Origin of the sequence: Acinetobacter sp. YH12129 (assembly GCF_013418685.1) — a bacterium.
GTDB lineage: Bacteria > Pseudomonadota > Gammaproteobacteria > Pseudomonadales > Moraxellaceae > Acinetobacter > Acinetobacter amyesii.
In genome coordinates this window covers 1-21,209 of record NZ_VPBP01000031.1, presented here as the reverse complement: position 1 = coordinate 21,209, position 21,209 = coordinate 1, and the positions used below count along the sequence as shown (strand labels likewise).

Sequence of the window (21,209 nt, the reverse complement as noted above, 5' to 3'; positions counted from 1 at the left end):
AGCATTTATGCTCCAAGCCGTAACAAGCTATATTTAATTGTTTCATACAATGGTTTTAGAATCATAGGTATTGAAGAAGATAAGGAACATCACAATGAAAAAAGTAATGAGCGTATGCGCAGTCGCGATGATGTCGACCCTAATGCTTGCTGGTTGTGAAAGCATGTCGCCAAATGAACAACGTATTGGTGCCGCAGCTTTAGGTGGTGCCATTGGTGGTGGTGTGGGTAACAACGTTGGTGGTGGTGTAGGTGCAGCCGTTGGTGGGGGTGCTGGTGCAGCTGTCGGCAGTAAAACTCAAAACGGTTCAAACCGAAATGCCACATATAGTGGTGTAGGTGGTGCGATTGGTTCTGCAGTCGGTAAAAGTATCTTTGGTGGTAACACCGGTGCTGCTATTGGCGGTGCAATCGGTGGTGGTGCAGGTGCTGCAATTGAGCAAAATCGCTAATCTAATCCGATAAATTTGAATGAAAAGGCGCTTAAAGATAAGCGCCTTTTTTATTTGCGTGGACGGGGTTGCTTGCGACGAATGTATAGAGTTTTTTGAACTTCAGCGATACGTAAGCCTGCTTCATCAAAAATATTTAAGCTATAGTTCCGTAGAACAGGCGCGTGGTTATCTGCTAAGTTTTTAATATGGTTGATTTCATTTGGGTCGAGCTGGATGTCAGCGTATACCGTTCCACGTCCGGGGGATAAAAATTGGATATTTGCGGCTTTGTCCCACACGATATAACGTGAGCCCAGGTGATGCATCAAAATCAACATATAAAATGGGTCAACCATTGAATAAAGACTCCCGCCAAAATGTACACCGACGATATTTTGATTTTTACGAGTTAATGGCATTTTGACGCGAATGTGATAATTGGCGAGATCAATTTTATCAATCGAAATGCCAGCACCTTTATAAGGGGCATAATGATTGAGTAAGAATTTAGAGACAATAGGCATTGTCATTATTTTCTGGATTAAGCTCATACTGGGTCAATTTTTTTTTATGCTGAACTTTGCATACTAAATGAGTTTCAAAACTGTGGCATTGATCACATTGCCCATGTTCACAAATAAAACGTCAATTCGATGGAATCGATAAAAGGACAAGAAGAATGCAACCACTAAATACGCAATGGGTGAATACCACAGATCAACAACGGCTTTATGTGAAGACATGGGGTGATGAAACTAAGCCGGCATTGGTTTTGGTTCATGGTTATCCTGATAATCAGGAAGTATGGGAACCGGTTATTGAGCATCTTGGTTCTGAATTTTATATTGTGACCTATGACGTGCGAGGTGCAGGGCAGTCCTCTGTGCCCCGTAAAGTACGAGATTACCGTTTAGAACAACTTTCACTTGATTTGGATAGTGTGACGCAAGCGGTATTAGGCGAGCGTAGTTTTCACTTAGCTGCGCATGACTGGGGTTCAATTCAATCTTGGGAGTCGGTCACAGAAGCAAAGTTTAGATCGCGAATTTTGTCTTATTCAACCATATCTGGGCCATGCTTAGACCATGCTGCATTTTTATTAAGAGATAACTTTAAACATCAGCAAAAAAAATTACTCAAATTGTTGAGCAAGTCATGGTATATCGGAGTATTCCAATTACCATTTCTTGCACCTGCCGCTTGGCATTTTTTGAATGCAGAGCGATGGGGGAAAATTGTTAATGATTTAGAACGAACTCAACAATTGCCGTTAAATCATAATATTCAACATGACGGTAAATATGGTATCGCGCTTTACCGTGCTAATTTTACTCCTCGTTTAACGCAGCCAAGACAACGTCATGCTATATGTCCTGTGCAAGCCATCGTATTAAAATATGATACTTTTGTCAGTCCAGAATATATTAAAGAATTGCCAAAATGGGTTGAAGATTTATCTGTAGTTGAAGTCAATGCAAATCATTGGGCCGTGCTGAGCCAACCCGAAAAAATTGCAAGTTACATCGCTCAATTTGCGCAATCACAGCAGCTTTAAGTAAATCGTTCAACAGTGGCAGTTTCATCGATAGGGGGCTAAATAGCGAGCAAATTCTGATAAAATACGGTTTTTTGTCAGACTCCCTTTTTTCTTATGTTTGCTATTCTTGCCGCAATTACAGTCATGTTTGGACTGTCGCTGGCACGCGTGCCTGTTGTATTTGCGCTGATCATTGGTGCAGTAACAGGTGGCTTGTTAGCTGGTCTTGGTATTCATGGCACCATCGAAGCGTTTAATAGTGGCTTAGGCAACGGTGCTCAAATCGCACTTGCTTATGGCGTGTTGGGGGCATTTGCTTTGGCACTTGCGCGTTCAGGTTTGCCAGATTTACTGGCTTATCAACTCATTACTAAACTCAAAGGTAACAGTAATGTGAAAGCCCAGAATCGCGTGAAATACGTAATTTTCGCTACTATCGCTTTAGCCGCCGTATGTTCACAAAACGTGATTCCAGTGCACATTGCGTTTATTCCAGTATTAATTCCACCATTACTCAGCGTATTTAATCATTTAAAACTTGACCGTCGTTTGATTGCTTGTGTTCTGACTTTTGGTCTTGTGGCGACTTATATGCTGGTACCTTTTGGTTTTGGTGCTATTTTCCTTAATGATATTTTAGGTCAAAACATCAATACCTTTGGTAAGCCATACGGTTTCAACATCAGCTATGATCAAATTCCAACTGCTATGGCAATTCCAGTATTTGGGATGTTTGTTGGCTTATTAATTGCTGTTTTTTATAGCTACCGTAAACCACGAGAGTATGCTGACGTTCAGGTTAAGGAATCACAGCACACCATCTCATCTGATGTAAAAGCAGATGAAAATGGTAAACCACAAGTCGCTAAATTTACTTTGATTATGGCTGCGGTTGCAGTGGTTGCTACGCTTTCTGTTCAAGTCATATCTGAGTCGATGATTTTGGCGGGTCTGGTTGGTGTTGCGATCTTAAGCTGTGCAGGTATTTTTAAGTGGAAAGAAGCCGATGATGTCATTATCAGTGGTATGCGCATGATGGCACTGGTTGGTTTCATTATGATTTCTGCGCAGGGCTTTGCATCTGTGATTGAGGCTACGAATCAAGTACCAATACTGGTACAAGCTTCGGTTGAATGGATTGGAAACAGCCGAGGTTTAGCTGCATTTTGGATGCTATTGATAGGGCTATTAATTACCTTAGGTATTGGTTCTTCATTCTCAACAATCCCAATTTTGGCCATTATTTATGTACCACTTTGTATTCAATTTGGTTTTAGCCCAGCGGCAACGATTGCCATTATTGGTACAGCAGCAGCTTTAGGAGATGCAGGTTCTCCGGCATCAGACTCAACTTTAGGCCCAACATCAGGCCTTAATATGGATGGTCAGCATGACCACATGAAAGACAGTGTGGTCCCGACCTTCATTCACTACAATATTCCATTAATGATCTTTGGTTGGATTGCCGCAATGGTACTCTAAAAAATTTTCAAAGATAAATAAAAAGGCGATTATATAATCGCCTTTTTTATTATTTAAACCTGATGAATTTAGTTGGTTTAAAATCATTCATTTGATTAATTCTGATTAAAATGGTTGGTATATTTTAAATAATAAATTAATTATAACGGTGAAAATATAAAACCAAGCATTGCACTATGATTAAAATAAATATATTTAATTAATAATAACTTATATAATAATGTAATAAATTATTAAATAATGTTATTGCATAATTTTAATACTAATGTTTAATATTAATTATTCATTCTAGAAGGTTGCTTTAAAATGTTAAAACAAGCTGCTCTTATTGCATTATTGGGTATGTCTGCTTCAGCGATGGCTGGTCAATGGCAGGTTAAAGTTGGTGCTTCTGTAATTGCTCCAACTGCAGATACTGATATTGCTAATGGTGCTTTAAATGTAAAAGCAGATCATGAGTTTGCATTTACACCGTCTGTAGAATATTTCTTTAATGACAACATTTCAGCTGAATTACTATTAGCTACACCAATTAGTCATGATGTGGATGTAACAGCTGCGGGTTCAAAAGTTGCTGGTGTTAAATTGAAACATCTTCCACCAACAATTACTGCGAAATATAACTTTAAAAATTCAACTGGCTTTACACCTTACATTGGTGTGGGTGGTACAGCATTTGTTGCTTGGGATGAAGATGGTTCAGGTGTGCTAGAAGGCACAAAGGTTAAAGTGAAAGAGTCTTATGGTTTTGCTGGCCAAGTTGGTTTTAACTACCAACCAGCTGATGCTAAAAACTGGGGCGTATTCTTTGATGCACGTTATGCTCAAATCCAGCCTGAAGTTCAAACAGTTGTCGAAACTTTTGATTTAGATATCGATCCTATGGTGTATACAATTGGTTATAGCTACAAATTCTAAGCTGTAGCTAATTTTAAAACCCTGTCGAATGGCAGGGTTTTTTTATGCAGCATATTCCATCCATCAGTTGATCGAATTGAACAAATAGGCAATAGAAAATTTAGGTAGAACTGTTAGAGTCGAGATAAATCAGCAAGTTGGATGAAGAGAAAAGACGATGAAAAAAATTATTCAGGGTATGCTGGTCTTGGGCAGTGCTTATTTTATTTCGACAAGTTATGCCGCAAGTTTTGATTGTAAAAAGGCGAAAACCATTACCGAACATGCGGTTTGTGATAACCGTAGTATTAATGATGCCGATGTCAAAATGGCAACAACCTATACGATTATTCGTCATTTGGTTCCCATGGGGACACGTGGTGCAATTCAAGATCAACAAATAAAATGGCTACAACTACGCGATCAGTGCCGTGACAATGTCAGTTGCTTAAGTGATGTATATAAAATGCGGCAGCAAAAACTGGATCTCTACATGGACCGCGTTTATAAACAAGGACCTTTTTAAATCTTAAAATTTAGTGCGATAGAATAAAAATTTTCCATTCACACTATTGAAAAATAGTGAAGTCCCTCCATTCATATAGGCAATTGATAATTTTACTCAGTATGAACGGAGAGACTGATGAGCGAACAGCAATCTCAAAAACACAGCTTCCAAGCGGAAGTGGCTCAGTTACTGCATTTAGTAACACATTCTTTATATTCAAATCCTGAAATTTTCCTTCGTGAGTTAGTATCAAACGCATCTGATGCCTGTGATAAATTACGTTTTGAAGGGATTAACCATCCTGAATATTATGAAAATGATCCAGATTTACATGTGCGTATTCATTTAAATAAAGAGCAGAAGACAATTACCATTTCGGATAATGGTATTGGTATGACACAACAAGAAGCGATTGATCATTTGGGTACGATTGCTAAGTCTGGCACTAAAGATTTTATGTCGAAGCTTACGGGTGATCAAAAGTCAGATGCACAATTGATTGGTCAATTTGGTGTGGGCTTCTATTCAGGTTTTATTGTTGCTGAAAAAATTACAGTGGAATCACGTCGTGCTGGGGTAAATGCCGCTGAAGGGGTACGTTGGGTTAGTAATGGTACAGGTGAGTTTGATGTAGAGCCAATTGATAAGGCTTCACGTGGAACCGACATCATTTTGCATTTACGCGAGGATGCTTTAGATTATTTAGATCGTTACAAAGTTAAGCAGATTATTAATAAATACTCTGATCATATTAGTTTGCCAATTGAGATGCAGAAAGAAGTTTGGCAACAAGAGGAAGCTGCCGAAGGCGAAGACGCAAAACCTGGTCAATATGTACTGACGGATGAATGGGAAGCGATTAACTCAGCAAGTGCATTATGGACGCGTAATAAAAATGAGATCAGTGAAGAACAATATACTGAGTTTTATAAAAACCTGAGCCATGATTTTGAAGCCCCGCTTGCGTGGACACACAACCGTGTAGAGGGAAGTACGGAATATACACAGTTACTTTATATTCCATCTCGCGCACCAAGCAATATTTTCACACGTGAAGCTAAAGCAGGAATTAAGCTGTATGTGAAACGTGTATTTATCATGGATGATGCGGATAATTTGATTCCAAATTATTTACGTTTTGTTCAAGGTGTGGTGGATAGCGCAGACTTACCACTTAATGTAAGCCGTGAATTATTACAAGAAAGTCGCGACGTGAAAACGATTCGTGAAGGTAACGCCCGCCGTATTTTAACGGTGCTAGATGGTTTGGCGAAATCTGAAGATGCTGCAGATCAAGAAAAATTTAAAACCTTCTATGCAGAATTTGGTTCAGTCTTGAAAGAAGGACTGGGCGAAGATATGGCAAACCGAGAGCGTATTTTAAAATTATTACGTTTTGCTACTGCCAGCAACGATGAAGTCGTGACGTCATTGGCGGACTATAAAGCCAATATGAAAGAAGGCCAAAAGGCAATTTACTATGTGACTGCTGATAGTTTAAATGCTGCGAAAAACTCACCACAACTTGAATTGTTCAAGAAAAAAGGTATCGAAGTGCTGCTCATGACTGAACGAGTGGATGAGTGGGCGATGGAATTTGTTTTTGAGTTTGATGGAACACCATTACAGAATGTATCGAAAGGTGCAGTTGATTTGGGTGATCTACAAGATGCTGAAGAGAAGAAAGCACTTGAGGAAGCTGCTGAGCAGTTTAAACCTGTTGTTGAAAAACTGTCGGATGCGTTAAAAGATAAGACCTCTGAAGTGCGTGTAACAACACGTTTAGTGGACTCTCCTGCGTGTTTGGTGGTGGCTGAGGGTGAGTTATCACCGCAACTGGTCCGTATGCTAAAACAAGCAGGACAAGCGGTTCCCGAGTCAAAACCAGTCTTGGAAATCAATCCATCCCATCCGTTGGTACAAAAATTAGAAGGTTCAGCGCAATTTGATGATTTGGCGAATGTGATCTTCGATCAAGCGTTGATTGCTGAAGGCGGTTTACCCGAAGATCCTGCCCAATACATCAAACGGATTAACAGCTTATTGCTGAAGTAACGGTAGATATGAAATGAACCTCCTTCGGGAGGTTTTTTTATTTGGTTTTTCGATAGAGCACATGAATAAAAACGTCCATGTTTTAATCTTTAAAATAAATTAAAAATAAATAATTAATCTATAATAGCGATCGTTAAGTATTGGGAATCTTAAGATGAAAATTTTAGTGATCGCTGTAATGGGCTCGCTGCTCTCTATGGGTCTCATGCAATCTGCTCAGGCAGACAGCGCTAAGCAAAAAATGGTGCGTAATGACCGTGTGCAGGTTTCAAAGCAGATCGCACAATACGATATCAACCCTTTTGTTGATAGTCGCCGTGTGATGCGAAATGATCGTGTTCAGTATAGTTTTCCTAAAGTGAAAAAAGTCGCTGAAAAACAGCCAAGTATTGTACGTAATGATCGTGTACGTGTGATTAAGAAAAATTGAAGCTGAGTTATTTAAAAAAAGCCCATCCTGTTGAGATGGGCTTTTTATTCGCTGTGAAATAGCGGGTTCTAGAACAAGGCTTCAAGGCGCACTAAAGCGCCCACAAAGTGGCTTTTATCGTCACGATGGTTGTTGAGGTAGTTGAGATCACCTTGGATATAAAACCATTCGCGCAGAAAGGGCTGTCGCCATGATACATAGGGTCCCCAACTGTTTAAACGCAGTTGATCGTTATTGTAAAAACCACCTGTATATAGGCCGTAGTTGAATCGGTTACCTTTAAAAAATTGGTGTTGGCGGTAACTGAAGTTATCCCATTTCAGATCATCATCCTGTGCATCTGCATAGGTCAGGTTGAATTGGTTTGAGATAAAGGGTTGGCCTGGACGGGCATGGGTTAATTCTAAATTGGTTCTTAGATAATTTTCACTATCGATACCATAACGATAAATTTGTTCGGCTAAAAAACTGTAATCATTGTCGAGTTGCCATTTTTTAGCTGCTTTTAAGCGGACATATAGGTCATCACCAGAACGTAAACCGAGATCAACGTCAGTTTCGAAAGGCAGTCGATCTGAAATTTCTGACCAACGTAAAGCCAGTGAACTGTTATCTTCACGGGTTTGCTTATTGTCATAATTTTTATCACTACGCCCCGCAGGGTTTTCATTGGTAATTGCAGCATTATTTTCTAATTCATTATCAAGTGAGTCATCACCAAAGACCACACTCAATTTTTTTTCTAAAGTGGGAAGCTTAATTTTACCGCGAATACGTGGCTTAATTTCGTATTCATCGTGCTTATTCCAACTGTTGTCTAAAATCACCCTAAGGGTAGCATTGGCTGGTTTATCAGGCTCACTTTGCCCAAACCAGTTATCCATGCGAACGGCCGTTCGATCTGCCCAATTTCGGACTTTCTTCTGTTGTCGATCGGTCCAGCTATTATTTTCCGTTTGTTCTGTTGTCGGAACAATGGGGTGATCTGATTGTTCAGGTAAGAAGGTCGGTGTTGCATCAATCCAACGAGGAATTTGATCTAAAAAATCATAGGTCTTTGGCATGATATACGGTGAACTTTGCTCGGTTGCAGGCACATCCTGCGAATGTTGCCCCTCAGTTTCATTGGCCCAAGCAACTTGATACATCAAGCTCATTGATGCGGAAAAAAGCAAAGTCCGAATAAAGTACTGTTGTTTTTTATGCATATGTTTTGGCTCTATTTAATTATCATCTGAGTATCCTGCATCTGTAGTTTTGTTATTTTTGTCGGATAAATGCAAGCCAAACTACAAAATAAATGCAATTAATCTTCGGTCATTTGCTTAAGTGCTTGATAAAGCGAAATCACATCAATGGGTTGAGGCAATTGTTGGATCACATTTTGGATGCTTTGCCAATTTAAACCTTGCTGTCGATGGAGGATCAAATAGGGAAGGGCTTGTTCGGTACGCAAGAGTGCAATGCGTTTTTGACCGTGGATTAACCGTATTTTTTGACGTTCTTGTAATAACAACAACGGGGTATATAGTGTCGGTTCAGGTTCATCAAAATGAATGAATTTTTGCGTATGAATTAACTGTGCCGGGATAAATGGATAATAGTCGTTTTGCGACCAAATCATTTCAGCCTGCTGAGACTGTTGATAGAGCTGATCAGGTGCAGCACAGAGTTGCTCTAGATTGTCCCATGTCATGACTTTAATCGCGGCAAGTTCATGTTGATGTTGTTGGCAAAACAGTTGAGAGAGTCGAATGGCTTCCATTTGCGTTTGCGCACCAAACAACAAGAGATACTTGATGAAGCGACCCTCGGTATTGATTTGCTCTGCTAAATACAGTGGCTGGTTTTTCCAATCTGTACCATCTGTCGTATGCAATAGAACATCAAGTTGCGTTGTGAGTTCAGGCTGATCTATAAACTGCAATTCATACAAGGCCAATTGCGCATCGATGTTTTGCAGCGTTTGAACGCGAGCGGTATATTGAGCGATTGGAACCTGTTCAGGAAGTTCAACGCCTGCCATTGTCGAGTTGAGATTTTCCTCCGATGGGGCATGTGTTGGCTGCTCAATTAGAACAAGAGGAACGATATCAGGTGCAGAAAGCTCTGGTTTATTTGTATTTGAGTTATCAAGCAACGTATCCGCTTCATTGATTTGCTTATCGCAATGATCTAGATCGACAGATCCGTCTTTATTTATCGCTTCAATTGGCAGTAGGTCGTCCACACTTGCTGCAACACAGCTTGGCGCTGTGATGGTTTCATCCTTCAGGCGTAAGGCATGTAGACGTAGATCGGTATCACTGATTAAACATTTATATAGCTGTTGTTGTTCAATTAACCAATCATAGCATTCGCTAAAATTGCCCCATTCACTGAGTAACGCCGTGCGCTGTTTGGCTGGAATCATCCACACTTGCCAACCTAACTCATGGTCATGCAGCAAGGCCCAACCCATCTCTGGATATTGATATAAAGCATTTTCAAGTGCAGCATCATGGTTAAAATAGCCACGAAATAACCATGAATATGGCGTTTGTTTGGAAAATTCAGTTGCAGCCATTTGTGGCTTAGTTAATGCGCGATAACTTAATATTTGCTTTTGAAAAATTGGTTCATCGCATAAGGCAAAAATTTCATGAATCCGACGTTTAGAAAGCGCCGTTTCATAAAAACTTAAAGCACGATGTTCAAGTTGATGGGTCAGTACATGGATTTCTTTTATTAATTGTACTTTCTCTTGTAAATTCATTTGTCCGCTTCCTAAAGGACTTTTTGTGCTTTTTCTAAATATTTAGCCAATACAATATTGGTTGCAAGTTCTACTAATTTATATTCAGCCGAATTCGGGTTTCGATATGTATTGGCCAATTCAATCAGGCGTTCAATATCGATGACCTGCGGTGAAATTTTTCCTTGTATCAGTGCCTGAAGTTCTTGCATAGGACAATGTAAATTTAAAAATAAAGAAGTCGATTAGTTCATTTGATTATAGAGATTTCATTAAAAAAAACATGGAAATAAATGTCAGCTTCTACAAATTAAGCGTTAAATATGACAATTAATGCGCATTTTGTTTAAAAATAATACCAAATCATTAGCTTAAAGATACGCTTTGCAAATTTTATCGCGGCATAGTTGGATCAATTTTTTGAAGTCATCATCAGCGATCGAGCGCTTTTAGATGTTCATTTTTAATGTTAAGTAAAGAATAAAGCCCAAAGTAAAGGCACATAAAATAAAAAACCGATGGTGGGAGCCATCGGTTTTTTTATGGAAAAATCAGCTAAAAATTAAGCTTTTTTTTCTGTGTTTGTTATAACTTCAGTTGTATCAGCAGCTGGAGCTTGGCTCTCTGCATTGGCAGTTTCAGCAGTTACAGCTTTTTTTACTGGAAAATCTGGTACGTAAACGATTTGTGCAGAAACAGTTGCAGAAAGCGCCATCACAGCAACAGCCATAGCATATTTGATTGCGTTCATTTGTGTATTCCTATCAATCATTAGTAACTCAAAAATTGAGTCAGGGAGAAAATTAATCACTTGAATTTATGTGAAAATAATATCAAAAAATAATCAATTAAAAATGATCGATTCGGCAACACAAGATAAATGGTAGGATTTAATAATTATATAAAACAGTCTATTAGAGTTATTGCTCTAGAGTTTTTAGTAGCTGAGTGACAGCGGCGTATCACTCAGATATAGATGAAAAATCTATGAATGTTTGGCACATTTCTTTTCATAGACTTTGCCTGCGATACCACCAATAATGGCACCGCTGATCGTGCCAAAAACGGGCAAAATACTGCCTGCAACAGCACCGATCGCAGCACCTTTGACGGTCGGAGAAAAACGTGAGAGAAAGCTATTCTTCCCTGTTTGGAACTCGTTGGTGGTTATTTGAGGGGGTGTATTGGTAGATAGTTCGGTTTCAGCAGAAGTTGCTTGAGGTTCAATAGTCATGACATTACTCCCGAGCATGATCGTTTGAAGAATGAAGCTTTTAGCCTAATCGGTAGTGGCCTTGGCTTAAACAGAAAGCATGTAATAAATGATGGTCAGTTTGTAATCCCTCGAAGTGGAATTCACTCCTGTGTAAGACATGTAATATTTTGCTGTTTTGATGTTTAAAAAATAACCAAAATAAGTGACTTAATCATATGATGAAGATTCAAAATCATAACAATGAGGATAAATACAATGTCTGTTGCTAAAGTCGTTGAAGTAAATGCAAGTAGCACAAAAAGTTTTGAAGATGCAATCCAAACGGGAATTAATAAAGTCACTGAAACCGTAAAGAACGTTCAGGGTGCATGGATTAATGAACAAAAAGTTGTGGTGAAAGACAATAAAATTGCGGAATATCGAGTGAACTTAAAAATCAGCTTCTTGGTGGAATAAGTTTCATTTTATTGATGTTAAAAACTGATCATAAAAAATCCCCGAAGTTCGGGGATTTTTGATTGAACGCGCTGAATTATTTTTCAGGTGTTTCACAGCTTTCATCATTACAGACAGGTGTAGGAGCAAGCTCAGGGAGTTCCGCAGCTTTGTCCATCACTTTTTTAAATACATCTTTCGGTTGAGCGCCTGCTAAAGCAATGCGTTGCTCAAATACAAAGAACGGTACACCCGTAACTTTAAGTTGATCGCGTGCTACTTCTTCATCGTATTTGACGAAATCAGCAAATTCATCTGAGTCTAATAAGTCATCGACTTCAACAGGGTTTAGACCAATACGAGATGCAACATCTTCTAAGGTTTCACGTTCACCAATGGCCAAGCCTTGGGTCATATAGCTATAGAAGAAAGCTTCTTTGGCTTCACTGCCGAGACCTTTGCTTTGTGCAAGATGAATCAAGCGGTGCGCGTTGAAAGTATTGCCTGAATTGGCTTTTTGCCAGTTAAATTCAATACCTTCAGCTTTTGCCATTTCGGCAATATTGCGCTGCATTTCCTCTACTTCTTCAATACTGCGGCCATATTTTTGAGCCAGACGTTCAGTATTGGAAATTTCTAGGCGAGCGGGCGCATCTGCATCAAGTTGATAGCTATGCCAAAACACTTCAAGCTCTACACCCGATTCTTCGGCAGCAGCTTCAAGGCGTTTTTTCGCAATATAACAAAATGGGCAAACCACGTCTGACCAGATATCTACACGCATGGGAAATCTCTTTTCTATGTTCTGGGAAAATGATGGGGGCAAATCCTAAAATTTAAAGCCAAGCAATGCAATCCATTTTTGTTTCGATGGCGCAATGTCGTTTTTTTTTTGATTTTGTTACAAGGATTGAATGAAGATTTGTCGAACAATTAATCCGTGATTAAACGTTTACCCAAACAAATTACTTCAACCTCTTCATAGCCCAATTGTTCATAAAAGTTTTGTACGTCAATGTTGTCTTGGCGAATCAGTAATTGAAGTTTTGGGCAGCCTAGAGCAATTAAGCGTTTTTCTAATTGCTGAATGAGAGCGGTAGCGACGCCATTTCGCTGAAAATGTGGATGTACGGCAAGATAATTGACCCAGCCTCGGTGTCCATCATAGCCACCCATCACAGTTGCAATCAGTTGATCATCTTTGACCGCCAATAAAAATAGTTGGTCGCGTTGCGCTAGTTTTCGAAATATATCAATTTCAGGGTTATTCCATGGACGGGTCAGATCACACAGTTCCCAAAGTGCAATCACATCATCTAAATCAGATTCGAGATAGGGGCGGATAATAAACATAATTTTTGTTTTAGCATGTATTTTGACCAATCTAGATTAGTCGAGTTTTGCAGACTTGATAAGTCATATTGAAAAATAAAAGCCATAAAAAAAACGCTCCGAAGAGCGTTTTCTTATTTCACTGTCAATTAAGCAGTTTTAACTTCTGGTTGAGCAGCTAACATGTGGCCGTTCTCTTCGAAGTTGATGTGCCAAGACAATGCTTCACGTAGAAGGTGAGGTGTTTGACCACCTTTCGCACATGCACGGTCGAAGTAATCATTTAGCGCATCACGGTACATAGGGTGAGCACAGTTGTCGATTACTGCACGAGCACGTTCACGTGGAGCAAGACCACGTAAGTCAGCAAGACCTTGTTCAGTAACTAAGATGTCAACGTCGTGTTCAGCATGGTCAATGTGAGAAGCAAATGGAACAACAGAAGAAATGTCGCCGCCTTTTGCAATTGATTTAGTCACGAAGATCGCCAAGTGTGCATTACGTGCGAAGTCACCTGAACCACCGATACCGTTCATCATTTTTGTACCGCAAACGTGAGTTGAGTTCACGTTACCGTAGATATCAAACTCAAGCGCAGTGTTGATACCGATGATACCTAAACGACGTACAAGTTCTGGATGGTTCGAAATTTCTTGTGGACGTAATACAAGTTTGTCTTTGTATTGTTCAAGGTTATTAAATACTTTTTCGCCATATTTAGCAGAAAGCGTAATAGAAGAACCTGAAGCAAATTTCATTTTGCCTGCGTCGATCAATTCAAATGTACAGTCTTGAAGTACTTCAGAGTACATGATCAAGTCTTCAAAGTTTGAATCTTTAAGACCAGTCAATACTGCGTTTGCAATTGAACCGATACCTGCTTGTAATGGACCAAGGTTTTTCGGTAAACGACCTTCTTCTACTTCTTTTTCAAAGAAAGCGATCAGGTGGTTTGCAATACCTTGAGTTTCATCATCAGGTGCAGTCACTGTAGATGGAGAGTCATGCAATTCGTTGTTAAATACGATACCTACGATTTTTGAAGGATCGATGTTGATTGCATGTGTACCAATACGTTCGTCAACTTGAGTCAATGGAATCGCTTGACGTGTTGGACGATACGTTGGGATATAAATATCGTGTAAGCCTTCGAATGCTGGGCTTAAGTTGGTGTTGATTTCAACAATCACTTTTTCAGCAAAAATTGCGAAGCTTGCAGAGTTACCTACAGAAGTTGTAGGGATGATGCCACCATCTTCAGTGATCGCAACAGCTTCAATAATTGCCACATCAGGCTTTTTAAGCTGAAGGTTACGCATTTGTTCAACTGTTTCAGACAAATGCTGATCGATGAACATCACTTCGCCTTTGTTGATGGCTTTACGTAATGTATTGTCTACTTGGAACGGTAAACGACGAGCAAGAACACCTGCTTCAGTCAATTTTTTGTCCAAATCGTTACCCAAGCTCGCGCCAGTAATTAGGGTAATTTTAAGAGGATTAGCATGAGCCTGTTGAACCAACGCTAAAGGTACAGCTTTCGCTTCACCTGCGCGTGTGAAACCACTCATACCTACCGTCATACCATCCTGAATGAATTCAGCAGCTTTTTCTGCGCTGATAACTTTGTCGTGAAGGGCAGCTAAACGGATGCGATCTAAAGACATCATATACTCTCGTGAAATTCTCAAAACTGATACGGATTGTACCGATCAAAAAAGCCATTTTGCATACCTGTTAGGCTAAGGTCTAATTTTTTGAAAAAATGTGGGTATAAGATTTTATTATGTTTTTTAAACTACTGAATAATAAAGTTAAAAATATCAATGGTTAAAGCTTAAACAAAACTGTTCGTTGCTTTTTTGAACGCTTGTTAAAAGCGTTCAGTTAAACTTTGCTTAATTTTTTCCAATGGGCTGTTGTTTAATATTTCATCATTTTCGAGTTTTTGCAGTGGTAAAGAAATGATCGCTTCGAGTCCACCTTCTGCTCGATTGTGAATTGAAAGTTGACCTTCGTGAATATCCACAATACGTTTTACAATGGCTAAACCGAGTCCACTGCCTTGAATGGTACGTGCATCATTACCACGTACAAAAGGTTGCATCAGGTCTTCAATTTGGTCTTCAGGAATCCCTTCGCCATTATCGGCAACGCGAATTTGAATATGGTCACCTTCATATTCGGTAGACAGTTCAATCGGCTCGGCACCATAGCGTTTTGAGTTATTGATTAAGTTCCCTATTAATCGTTTTAAGGACAGGCTACGTGCTTGAATAATCGGTAAGTCTTGGGGTTCAAAGCGAATATCTAAAGGTTTAAATTGAATCACTAATTCCTGCAATAGCGCATTTAAATCAGTATCTTGCGGAACCTCATCAGAGCCATCTCGCATATACGAAATGAACTGATTCAGAATTGCATCCATATCTTCAACATCGTAAATCAGACCTTCTTTTAGGAAGTCATCATCAGGCATCATTTCTGCGCTGAGTCGAATACGGGTCAGCGGAGTACGCAAATCGTGGGAAATACCGGCCAACATGATGCGGCGATCACGTTCAGTTTGTTCCAGCGTGTAGACCATGTGGTTAAAGGCTTGGTTTACTTCACGGATTTCTTGTGGCCCATGGTTGGTTTCTAAATAAGGTGCAGTGCCGTGTTTACTATAGTTGTTTGCCGCATCTTGTAAACGTTTTAGTGGACGGTTGAGCTGACGAACCAAGGTTAAGATAATGATGCCAGCAATCAGCGGAATACCCAATAACCAGCCTAAAATCAGCTCTGCGCTATAGTTGGCATAGGTTTTTAAAGGCTCGCGAACCCAGTTGCCATTCATTTCTGGAGTTTGAATCCAGATGCGTGGGTCAGGTTTAAATTGGAAATACACGGTCGCATTATCAATGCGCATTTCTTTGGCCAGTTTCTTTTCAATTTGATTGGTAAAGAACTCTGCAATGACTTTGTCTTTGACATTGGGGAATTCTTTCGGATCGGTCACATATTCGATCCCGACACGGTTGCGCATCCAGTCGTCGACATCCACTTCGGCATTGTTATGAAAAATCCGTAAATCAGGATTGTTAATGATTTCAAGCTCGACCGCGAGGTAACGAGCATGTTGTTGAATTTCGGGTAAATAGAGTGTGCGCCAAAAGAACCATAAGGACATAAACAGGCTAAAAAACACCACAAATAAGACCAATACGGTGGTCCGCATGGCTGCAGAGCGGGGTTTGATTTTATCGAGGAAGCGTTCCCAAGGTGTCCGTTTTTTTTCGGAGTAGGTAACGTAGTCGGTAAATTCCTGTGGGTCGATGGGTTCGAGTTTCACGCTATATCCCTAGAGTAAATTTTAGAGTGTGAGATCAATTAACCCTGTTGGATACGCGTTCAGGTCATACGCAACTGTTCGAGGCAGGAAGCATGGAATAGATTATGTTTCTGCGATGATTCTGATATGAAGCAGAAATGAGACGAGTTTTGCGTATGACAATGGTTTTGCTTACTTTTGCCGAAACAAAAGTAAGGCGAACCGCAGGTTATTGGATAAATTTAATGTTCAATGAAAAGACTCCGCCTAATGAACGGCGGAATTTTTTATTACTATTTATTTGGATTATTCAGCACCATCTGGAACAAAGACATAACCCACGCCCCAAACGGTTTGGATATAGCGTGCACGTGCTGGGTTTTCTTCAACCAAACGACGCAGGCGAGAAACCTGAACGTCAATTGAACGCTCCATAGCACCCCATTCACGACCACGAGCAAGATTCATTAACTTGTCGCGTGTCAGTGGTTCACGAGGATGTTGAACTAATGCTTTAAGTACGGCAAATTCACCCGTTGTTAATGTGACGACTTGACCTTCACGGGTTAATGTACGAGTAGACAGGTCGAGTGACCACGGACCAAAAGACACCACTTCCATTTGTTGGCTTGGTGCGCCCGGAACTTCACGCACTTGACGACGTAATACGGCACGAATACGTGCCAAAAGCTCATTCGGGTTGAATGGTTTTGGTAAATAGTCATCTGCACCGGCTTCAAGTCCAGCAATACGGTCTGAATCACTACCACGAGCGGTCAGCATAATGATTGGGGTATCGATGCTAGATTGGCGCAGACGGCGACAAATACTCAAGCCATCTTCAACAGGTAACATAAAGTCGAGCACAATCAGGGAAAAGAGTTCCCGCTGCAACAGACGATCCATCTGAGTCGCATCATGTGCGGTTTTGACCACAAAACCTTTATCTTCTAGGAAGCGTTGTAAGAGGGTGCGTAGACGCACATCATCATCGACAACCAGAATGCGTTCGACTCGGTCGGTTTCGGCTTGTACGGCATCTGTTTTTTCAGCAGGTACAACTAAACTCATGACGTGCTCCTTATTCTTTATTGTCATCGTAAACAAAAAGTCGATTTCACTTGAGTATACGATTCATTTATATAAATTTACTATGCTCTAAAGCAACAAATATTGCAGTTAAAATCAAGACATAGATACCAAATGTATACATGTTGTTCGAATCAGTTTGCTTATCTAAGTCTCGCTAATTTGCTGTTTCATAGTCAGTTTCGTAAAAAAATGTGTATTTGAGATGAACTGGCATTAAAAACCACGAATAAATTTATAAAAACAATTGTGGATTTTATGGTCTTGGTCTTTATAATCATGGCTTTTAGAACTTATCCTTGCAGGGATCTAATACGATGACTGACTTAGTTCAGCAGTTGGCAAAAGAAATTGCCGTACGTCCAAATCAAATTGAAGCTGCCATCAAGCTCATTGATGAAGGTGCCAGTGTTCCATTTATCGCACGTTACCGTAAAGAAGTGACGCAAGGTCTGGACGATACTCAATTACGTCAGCTCGATACACGTCTGACTTACCTGCGTGATTTATTTGAGCGCCGTGAAAAGGTAATCGAATCTCTAAAAGAACAAAACAAGTTATCTGATGACTTACTTGCTCGCGTGAATGCAGCAGAAACGAAAAATGCTTTAGAAGAGATTTACGCACCGTACCGTCCAAAACGTACCAGTAAATCATTTAAAGCCAAAGAAGCGGGTTTAGGCCCAATCGCTGAAAAAATCTTTAATGAAGCGATCGATCCTACGGAAGCTTTGGCAGGCTTTAGCCATGAAGATTATGCAGATGTTGAAAGTCAACTTGATGCGATTCAACACATTTTAATTGATGAATGGGCACAAAATATTGCATTAACCACTGAGCTAAAAGCGACATTTGCGAAAACTGCAGTGTTGAAAAGTTTAGTTGCAAGCGATGAGAAAAAAGAAGTCGGTAAAAAATTCCGTGATTACTTTGATTTCTCTGAAAGCTTAAATAAAGTCCCTTCACACCGTTTATTGGCGATGCTCCGTGGCCGTCAAGAAAATGTCTTGGGCTTAAAAGTCGATGGTGAAGATGATGCACCATTGGCTCGTATTGATACTGAATACAATTTAGAAACAGCACAACCACAAGCGCGTGCAGATTTCTTAAAACAAACTGCAAAATTGTTCTGGCTCGGTAAAGTTCGTCCTGCGATTGAACATTCATTATTGACTGAAAAACGTTTGGCTGCTGAAGCTGAAGCGATGGATGTCTTTGCTGAAAACCTACGTCATTTATTACTTTCTGCTCCTGCAGGCGCACGTTGCACATTGGGTGTAGACCCAGGCATCCGTACGGGTGTGAAATTGGCTGTTGTGAATGCATCAGGTGATGTCCTTGCACATAGCACGATTTACCCATTTGCTCCGAAAGAAGACAAAGCTGGATCAGTGGCTGAACTTGCACGTCTATGCCGTGAGTTTAATGTTGAACTGATTGCCATTGGTAACGGTACTGCAAGCCGTGAAACTGAAGCTGTTGTAGCTGAAATGATGGCAGCAAATACAGACTTGAACTTGATTCGTGTGTCGGTATCTGAAGCAGGCGCGTCGGTTTACTCAGCATCTGAATTGGCGTCAAATGAATTGCCAGATTTAGATGTATCGATCCGCGGTGCTGTATCGATTGCACGTCGTTTACAAGATCCATTGGCTGAACTTGTGAAGATTGATCCGAAATCGATTGGTGTGGGTCAATATCAACATGATGTGAACCAAACCGGTTTGGCAAAAACGCTAGAAGCGGTTGTGGAAGACTGTGTGAACTCAGTAGGTGTCGATGTCAACACTGCATCATCTGCAATCTTGGGTTATATCGCGGGTTTGAATAAATCAATTGCACAGCAAATTGTGGATTACCGTAAAGAAAATGGTCGTTTTGACAACCGTCAAAGTTTGAAGAAAGTACCTCGTTTAGGCGAACGTACCTTTGAACAAGCAGCAGGTTTCTTACGTATTCAAGATGGTTCTGAACCATTGGACGCATCTGCAGTTCACCCAGAGTCATATGACTTGGTGGCAAAAATTGTGGAAGCAAAAGCGACGACTGTAAAAGATATTATTGGTAATACTGAAATTATCCGTCAGATCGATGCAGCAGCATTTGTAAATGACCAATTTGGTTTACCGACAATTCAAGACGTTTTATCTGAACTTGAAAAACCAGGCCGTGACCCACGTCCAGAGTTCCGCACGGCTAAATTCCGTGAAGACATCACAGAAGTGGCGCAGTTGACTGAAGGTTTACAGCTTGAAGGTGTGGTTACGAATGTAACCAACTTCGGTGCATTCGTGGATGTGGGTGTACACCAAGACGGTTTAGTGCATATTTCTGAACTTGCAAATGAATTTGTTGCAGATCCGCACAAAGTCGTGAAACCAGGTCAAATTGTTCAAGTTCGTGTCTTGAATGTCGATGTTGAACGTAACCGTGTCAACTTGTCTATGCGTGCAGAAGGTGCTGCTGCAGCGAAACCACAACGTCAACCACGTCGTGACAATGCCCAGCAAGAACAACGTGGTGAGCGTAAGCCACATGCGAAACGTCCACAGCATGCCCGTCCGCAAGGCGACCGCCCACAAGGTCATAAAAAACCTCAAGCAGCGAAACCACAAGAAAATAAAATTGGTGGTTTAGGTGCGTTGTTATTACAAGCAGGGATTAAAGGTTCGAAGTAATCTTTAACTGTTAAAAAAACCTCCCATATGGGAGGTTTTTTATTGTGCTTAAAAAATAATCTGATAAAATTCTATTTAATTGAATTAAATAGGATTTTTAAGATGAATACACAAGTTAATCCTCAAACTAAAACTCTTCAAAAAATTACTGTTCAGCAGGATATATGTATTGAGTTTTATAGCTTAAATTTTGTCGCTAAAGAGGATAATAAAATAAATAATGGTTTAGAGGGAAAACCAAAGACTATTCCAAATATCTCAGAAATTTTTAAAATCTTCGAAACGGAAGCGGTAAATTTTGAAATCACAAGGAGCAAAGGTAGATACGAACATACTATTGAGAAAATTAGGTTTCAAAAAAGAAGTATTGAGCTTTTAGTCAGTTGTAATGATACTCAACACCAAGGGATTGTTAAAAAGCATAGAAAAAGTAAACAGAGAACATCTGTACCATTTTTAATTGATGAGGGGAATGAAACAGTATCCCATATTGTTATAAGATTCGATCATGAAAACGAGACTTTAGGAACAGTCTTTTTTGAAAGGGTTCAGGGAATAACCCTAAAAGTAGTTGAGAATATAGTAAACAAGCTATTAGAAAAATTAAGAAAAGAGGGTAACTATGCTCATCTTTTTCAAGAACCTTATGTATCAGATAACAAGACACCATACTTTTTTAAAATTGAAGCTGATTTTCAACCAATTGCAGACAAAGAAATTATAGAACGTCTAAAAACAGGGGATTTTTTAGATTTAAGAATTGTTGAAAAAGACATTGAACAACCACAGCACGAACTTCCAATTTTAAAAATGCAAGAAACTCATAACATTTTTAAACCAACGAATATATCTGTAGAAAATTTAAGTTTAAAAGGACTTGTATCGGGATTAGTAAAATTAGGGAGAGCACGGAAGAAATCTAATAATGAGATACCCTTAACATATATAGCTAAATACCAAATAAATCATTACAGTAATCTTTAAATAATTTATCAATATCTTTAACTCTAAACTTAGTTCGAATCGCCTTGACTCGTGACCACATATTTTCTATTGGATTTAAATCTGGA

At 39.8% G+C, this 21,209-nt stretch carries 21 protein-coding genes; 10 read left to right on the top strand and 11 right to left on the bottom strand.

What is annotated here, in order from left to right; genetic code table 11:
* Window positions 1–94: 94 nt before the first annotated feature.
* The gene (locus FTU65_RS13425) at window positions 95–451 is read left to right on the top strand and encodes a DNA transfer protein p32 (RefSeq protein ID WP_078192840.1); all 357 of its coding nucleotides are present in this window, start codon (window positions 95–97) and stop codon (window positions 449–451) included.
* Window positions 452–501: 50 nt separating this feature from the next.
* Here the strand turns inward: FTU65_RS13425 and FTU65_RS13420 are convergent, their stop codons facing one another.
* Window positions 502–984 (bottom strand): DUF4442 domain-containing protein, encoded by a 483-nt coding sequence (locus tag FTU65_RS13420; protein WP_180007043.1) that lies wholly within the window; start codon window positions 982–984, stop codon window positions 502–504.
* Between the two features lie 128 nt (window positions 985–1,112).
* Here FTU65_RS13420 and FTU65_RS13415 point away from each other — a divergent pair, with 128 nt between their 5' ends.
* The 6 genes from FTU65_RS13415 to FTU65_RS13390 all read left to right on the top strand — a co-directional run bounded on the left by FTU65_RS13415 (window position 1,113) and on the right by FTU65_RS13390 (window position 7,342).
* On the top strand, window positions 1,113–1,988 hold the full coding sequence (locus FTU65_RS13415; RefSeq protein WP_180066902.1) for an alpha/beta fold hydrolase: 876 nt from the start codon (window positions 1,113–1,115) through the stop codon (window positions 1,986–1,988).
* Between the two features lie 96 nt (window positions 1,989–2,084).
* Window positions 2,085–3,452, top strand: coding sequence for a Na+/H+ antiporter family protein (locus tag FTU65_RS13410; RefSeq protein ID WP_180007047.1), 1,368 nt, complete (start codon window positions 2,085–2,087; stop codon window positions 3,450–3,452).
* A 306-nt stretch (window positions 3,453–3,758) separates the two neighbouring features.
* Complete coding sequence (locus FTU65_RS13405) at window positions 3,759–4,370, top strand: OmpW family protein (protein ID WP_111885838.1); 612 nt, start codon at window positions 3,759–3,761, stop codon at window positions 4,368–4,370.
* 157 nt (window positions 4,371–4,527) lie between these two features.
* Entirely contained in the window at window positions 4,528–4,875 is a 348-nt protein-coding gene (locus FTU65_RS13400; RefSeq protein WP_078189819.1) for a lysozyme inhibitor LprI family protein, read from the top strand.
* A gap of 117 nt (window positions 4,876–4,992) precedes the next feature.
* Window positions 4,993–6,912 (top strand): molecular chaperone HtpG, encoded by a 1,920-nt coding sequence (gene htpG / locus FTU65_RS13395; RefSeq protein WP_180066900.1) that lies wholly within the window; start codon window positions 4,993–4,995, stop codon window positions 6,910–6,912.
* Between the two features lie 154 nt (window positions 6,913–7,066).
* Complete coding sequence (locus FTU65_RS13390) at window positions 7,067–7,342, top strand: hypothetical protein (protein ID WP_078192833.1); 276 nt, start codon at window positions 7,067–7,069, stop codon at window positions 7,340–7,342.
* Window positions 7,343–7,410: 68 nt separating this feature from the next.
* Here FTU65_RS13390 and FTU65_RS13385 read toward each other — a convergent pair whose 3' ends face one another.
* The 5 genes from FTU65_RS13385 to FTU65_RS13365 all read right to left on the bottom strand — a co-directional run bounded on the left by FTU65_RS13385 (window position 7,411) and on the right by FTU65_RS13365 (window position 11,310).
* Window positions 7,411–8,550, bottom strand: coding sequence for a hypothetical protein (locus FTU65_RS13385; RefSeq protein WP_306669430.1), 1,140 nt, complete (start codon window positions 8,548–8,550; stop codon window positions 7,411–7,413).
* A gap of 98 nt (window positions 8,551–8,648) precedes the next feature.
* Entirely contained in the window at window positions 8,649–10,097 is a 1,449-nt protein-coding gene (locus FTU65_RS13380; protein ID WP_180066898.1) for a hypothetical protein, read from the bottom strand.
* A gap of 11 nt (window positions 10,098–10,108) precedes the next feature.
* The gene (locus FTU65_RS13375; RefSeq protein WP_078189814.1) at window positions 10,109–10,288 is read right to left on the bottom strand and encodes a hypothetical protein; all 180 of its coding nucleotides are present in this window, start codon (window positions 10,286–10,288) and stop codon (window positions 10,109–10,111) included.
* A 350-nt stretch (window positions 10,289–10,638) separates the two neighbouring features.
* The gene (locus tag FTU65_RS13370) at window positions 10,639–10,827 is read right to left on the bottom strand and encodes a hypothetical protein (protein ID WP_111885834.1); all 189 of its coding nucleotides are present in this window, start codon (window positions 10,825–10,827) and stop codon (window positions 10,639–10,641) included.
* Between the two features lie 234 nt (window positions 10,828–11,061).
* Window positions 11,062–11,310, bottom strand: a complete 249-nt coding sequence (locus FTU65_RS13365) for a glycine zipper domain-containing protein (RefSeq protein ID WP_218952803.1) — start codon at window positions 11,308–11,310, stop codon at window positions 11,062–11,064.
* Between the two features lie 237 nt (window positions 11,311–11,547).
* On the opposite strand from FTU65_RS13365, the gene FTU65_RS13360 reads away from it, so the two are divergent.
* Window positions 11,548–11,748 carry a dodecin family protein gene (locus tag FTU65_RS13360; protein WP_067761311.1) on the top strand — a complete coding sequence of 67 codons (201 nt, stop codon included), beginning with the start codon at window positions 11,548–11,550 and terminating at the stop codon, window positions 11,746–11,748.
* A gap of 76 nt (window positions 11,749–11,824) precedes the next feature.
* On the opposite strand, the gene FTU65_RS13355 is transcribed toward FTU65_RS13360, so the two are convergent.
* The 5 genes from FTU65_RS13355 to ompR form a co-directional block, all read right to left on the bottom strand.
* Window positions 11,825–12,511, bottom strand: a complete 687-nt coding sequence (locus FTU65_RS13355; protein WP_111885832.1) for a DsbA family protein — start codon at window positions 12,509–12,511, stop codon at window positions 11,825–11,827.
* A gap of 149 nt (window positions 12,512–12,660) precedes the next feature.
* Entirely contained in the window at window positions 12,661–13,080 is a 420-nt protein-coding gene (locus FTU65_RS13350; RefSeq protein ID WP_078189811.1) for a GNAT family acetyltransferase, read from the bottom strand.
* A gap of 128 nt (window positions 13,081–13,208) precedes the next feature.
* A complete protein-coding gene (locus tag FTU65_RS13345) occupies window positions 13,209–14,726 on the bottom strand; it encodes an acetyl-CoA hydrolase/transferase family protein (RefSeq protein ID WP_180007250.1) in 1,518 nt (505 codons plus the stop codon).
* A gap of 206 nt (window positions 14,727–14,932) precedes the next feature.
* Complete coding sequence (locus FTU65_RS13340) at window positions 14,933–16,393, bottom strand: ATP-binding protein (protein ID WP_111885830.1); 1,461 nt, start codon at window positions 16,391–16,393, stop codon at window positions 14,933–14,935.
* Between the two features lie 285 nt (window positions 16,394–16,678).
* Window positions 16,679–17,443 carry a two-component system response regulator OmpR gene (gene ompR, locus FTU65_RS13335; protein ID WP_078189809.1) on the bottom strand — a complete coding sequence of 255 codons (765 nt, stop codon included), beginning with the start codon at window positions 17,441–17,443 and terminating at the stop codon, window positions 16,679–16,681.
* 335 nt (window positions 17,444–17,778) lie between these two features.
* On the opposite strand from ompR, the gene FTU65_RS13330 reads away from it, so the two are divergent.
* Together FTU65_RS13330 and FTU65_RS13325 are read left to right on the top strand one after the other, a co-directional pair.
* Window positions 17,779–20,139, top strand: a complete 2,361-nt coding sequence (locus FTU65_RS13330) for a Tex family protein (protein WP_180066895.1) — start codon at window positions 17,779–17,781, stop codon at window positions 20,137–20,139.
* A gap of 102 nt (window positions 20,140–20,241) precedes the next feature.
* Window positions 20,242–21,123: a hypothetical protein gene (locus FTU65_RS13325; protein ID WP_180065885.1), complete on the top strand. Its 882-nt coding sequence runs from the start codon at window positions 20,242–20,244 to the stop codon at window positions 21,121–21,123.
* Window positions 21,124–21,209 lie beyond the last annotated feature (86 nt).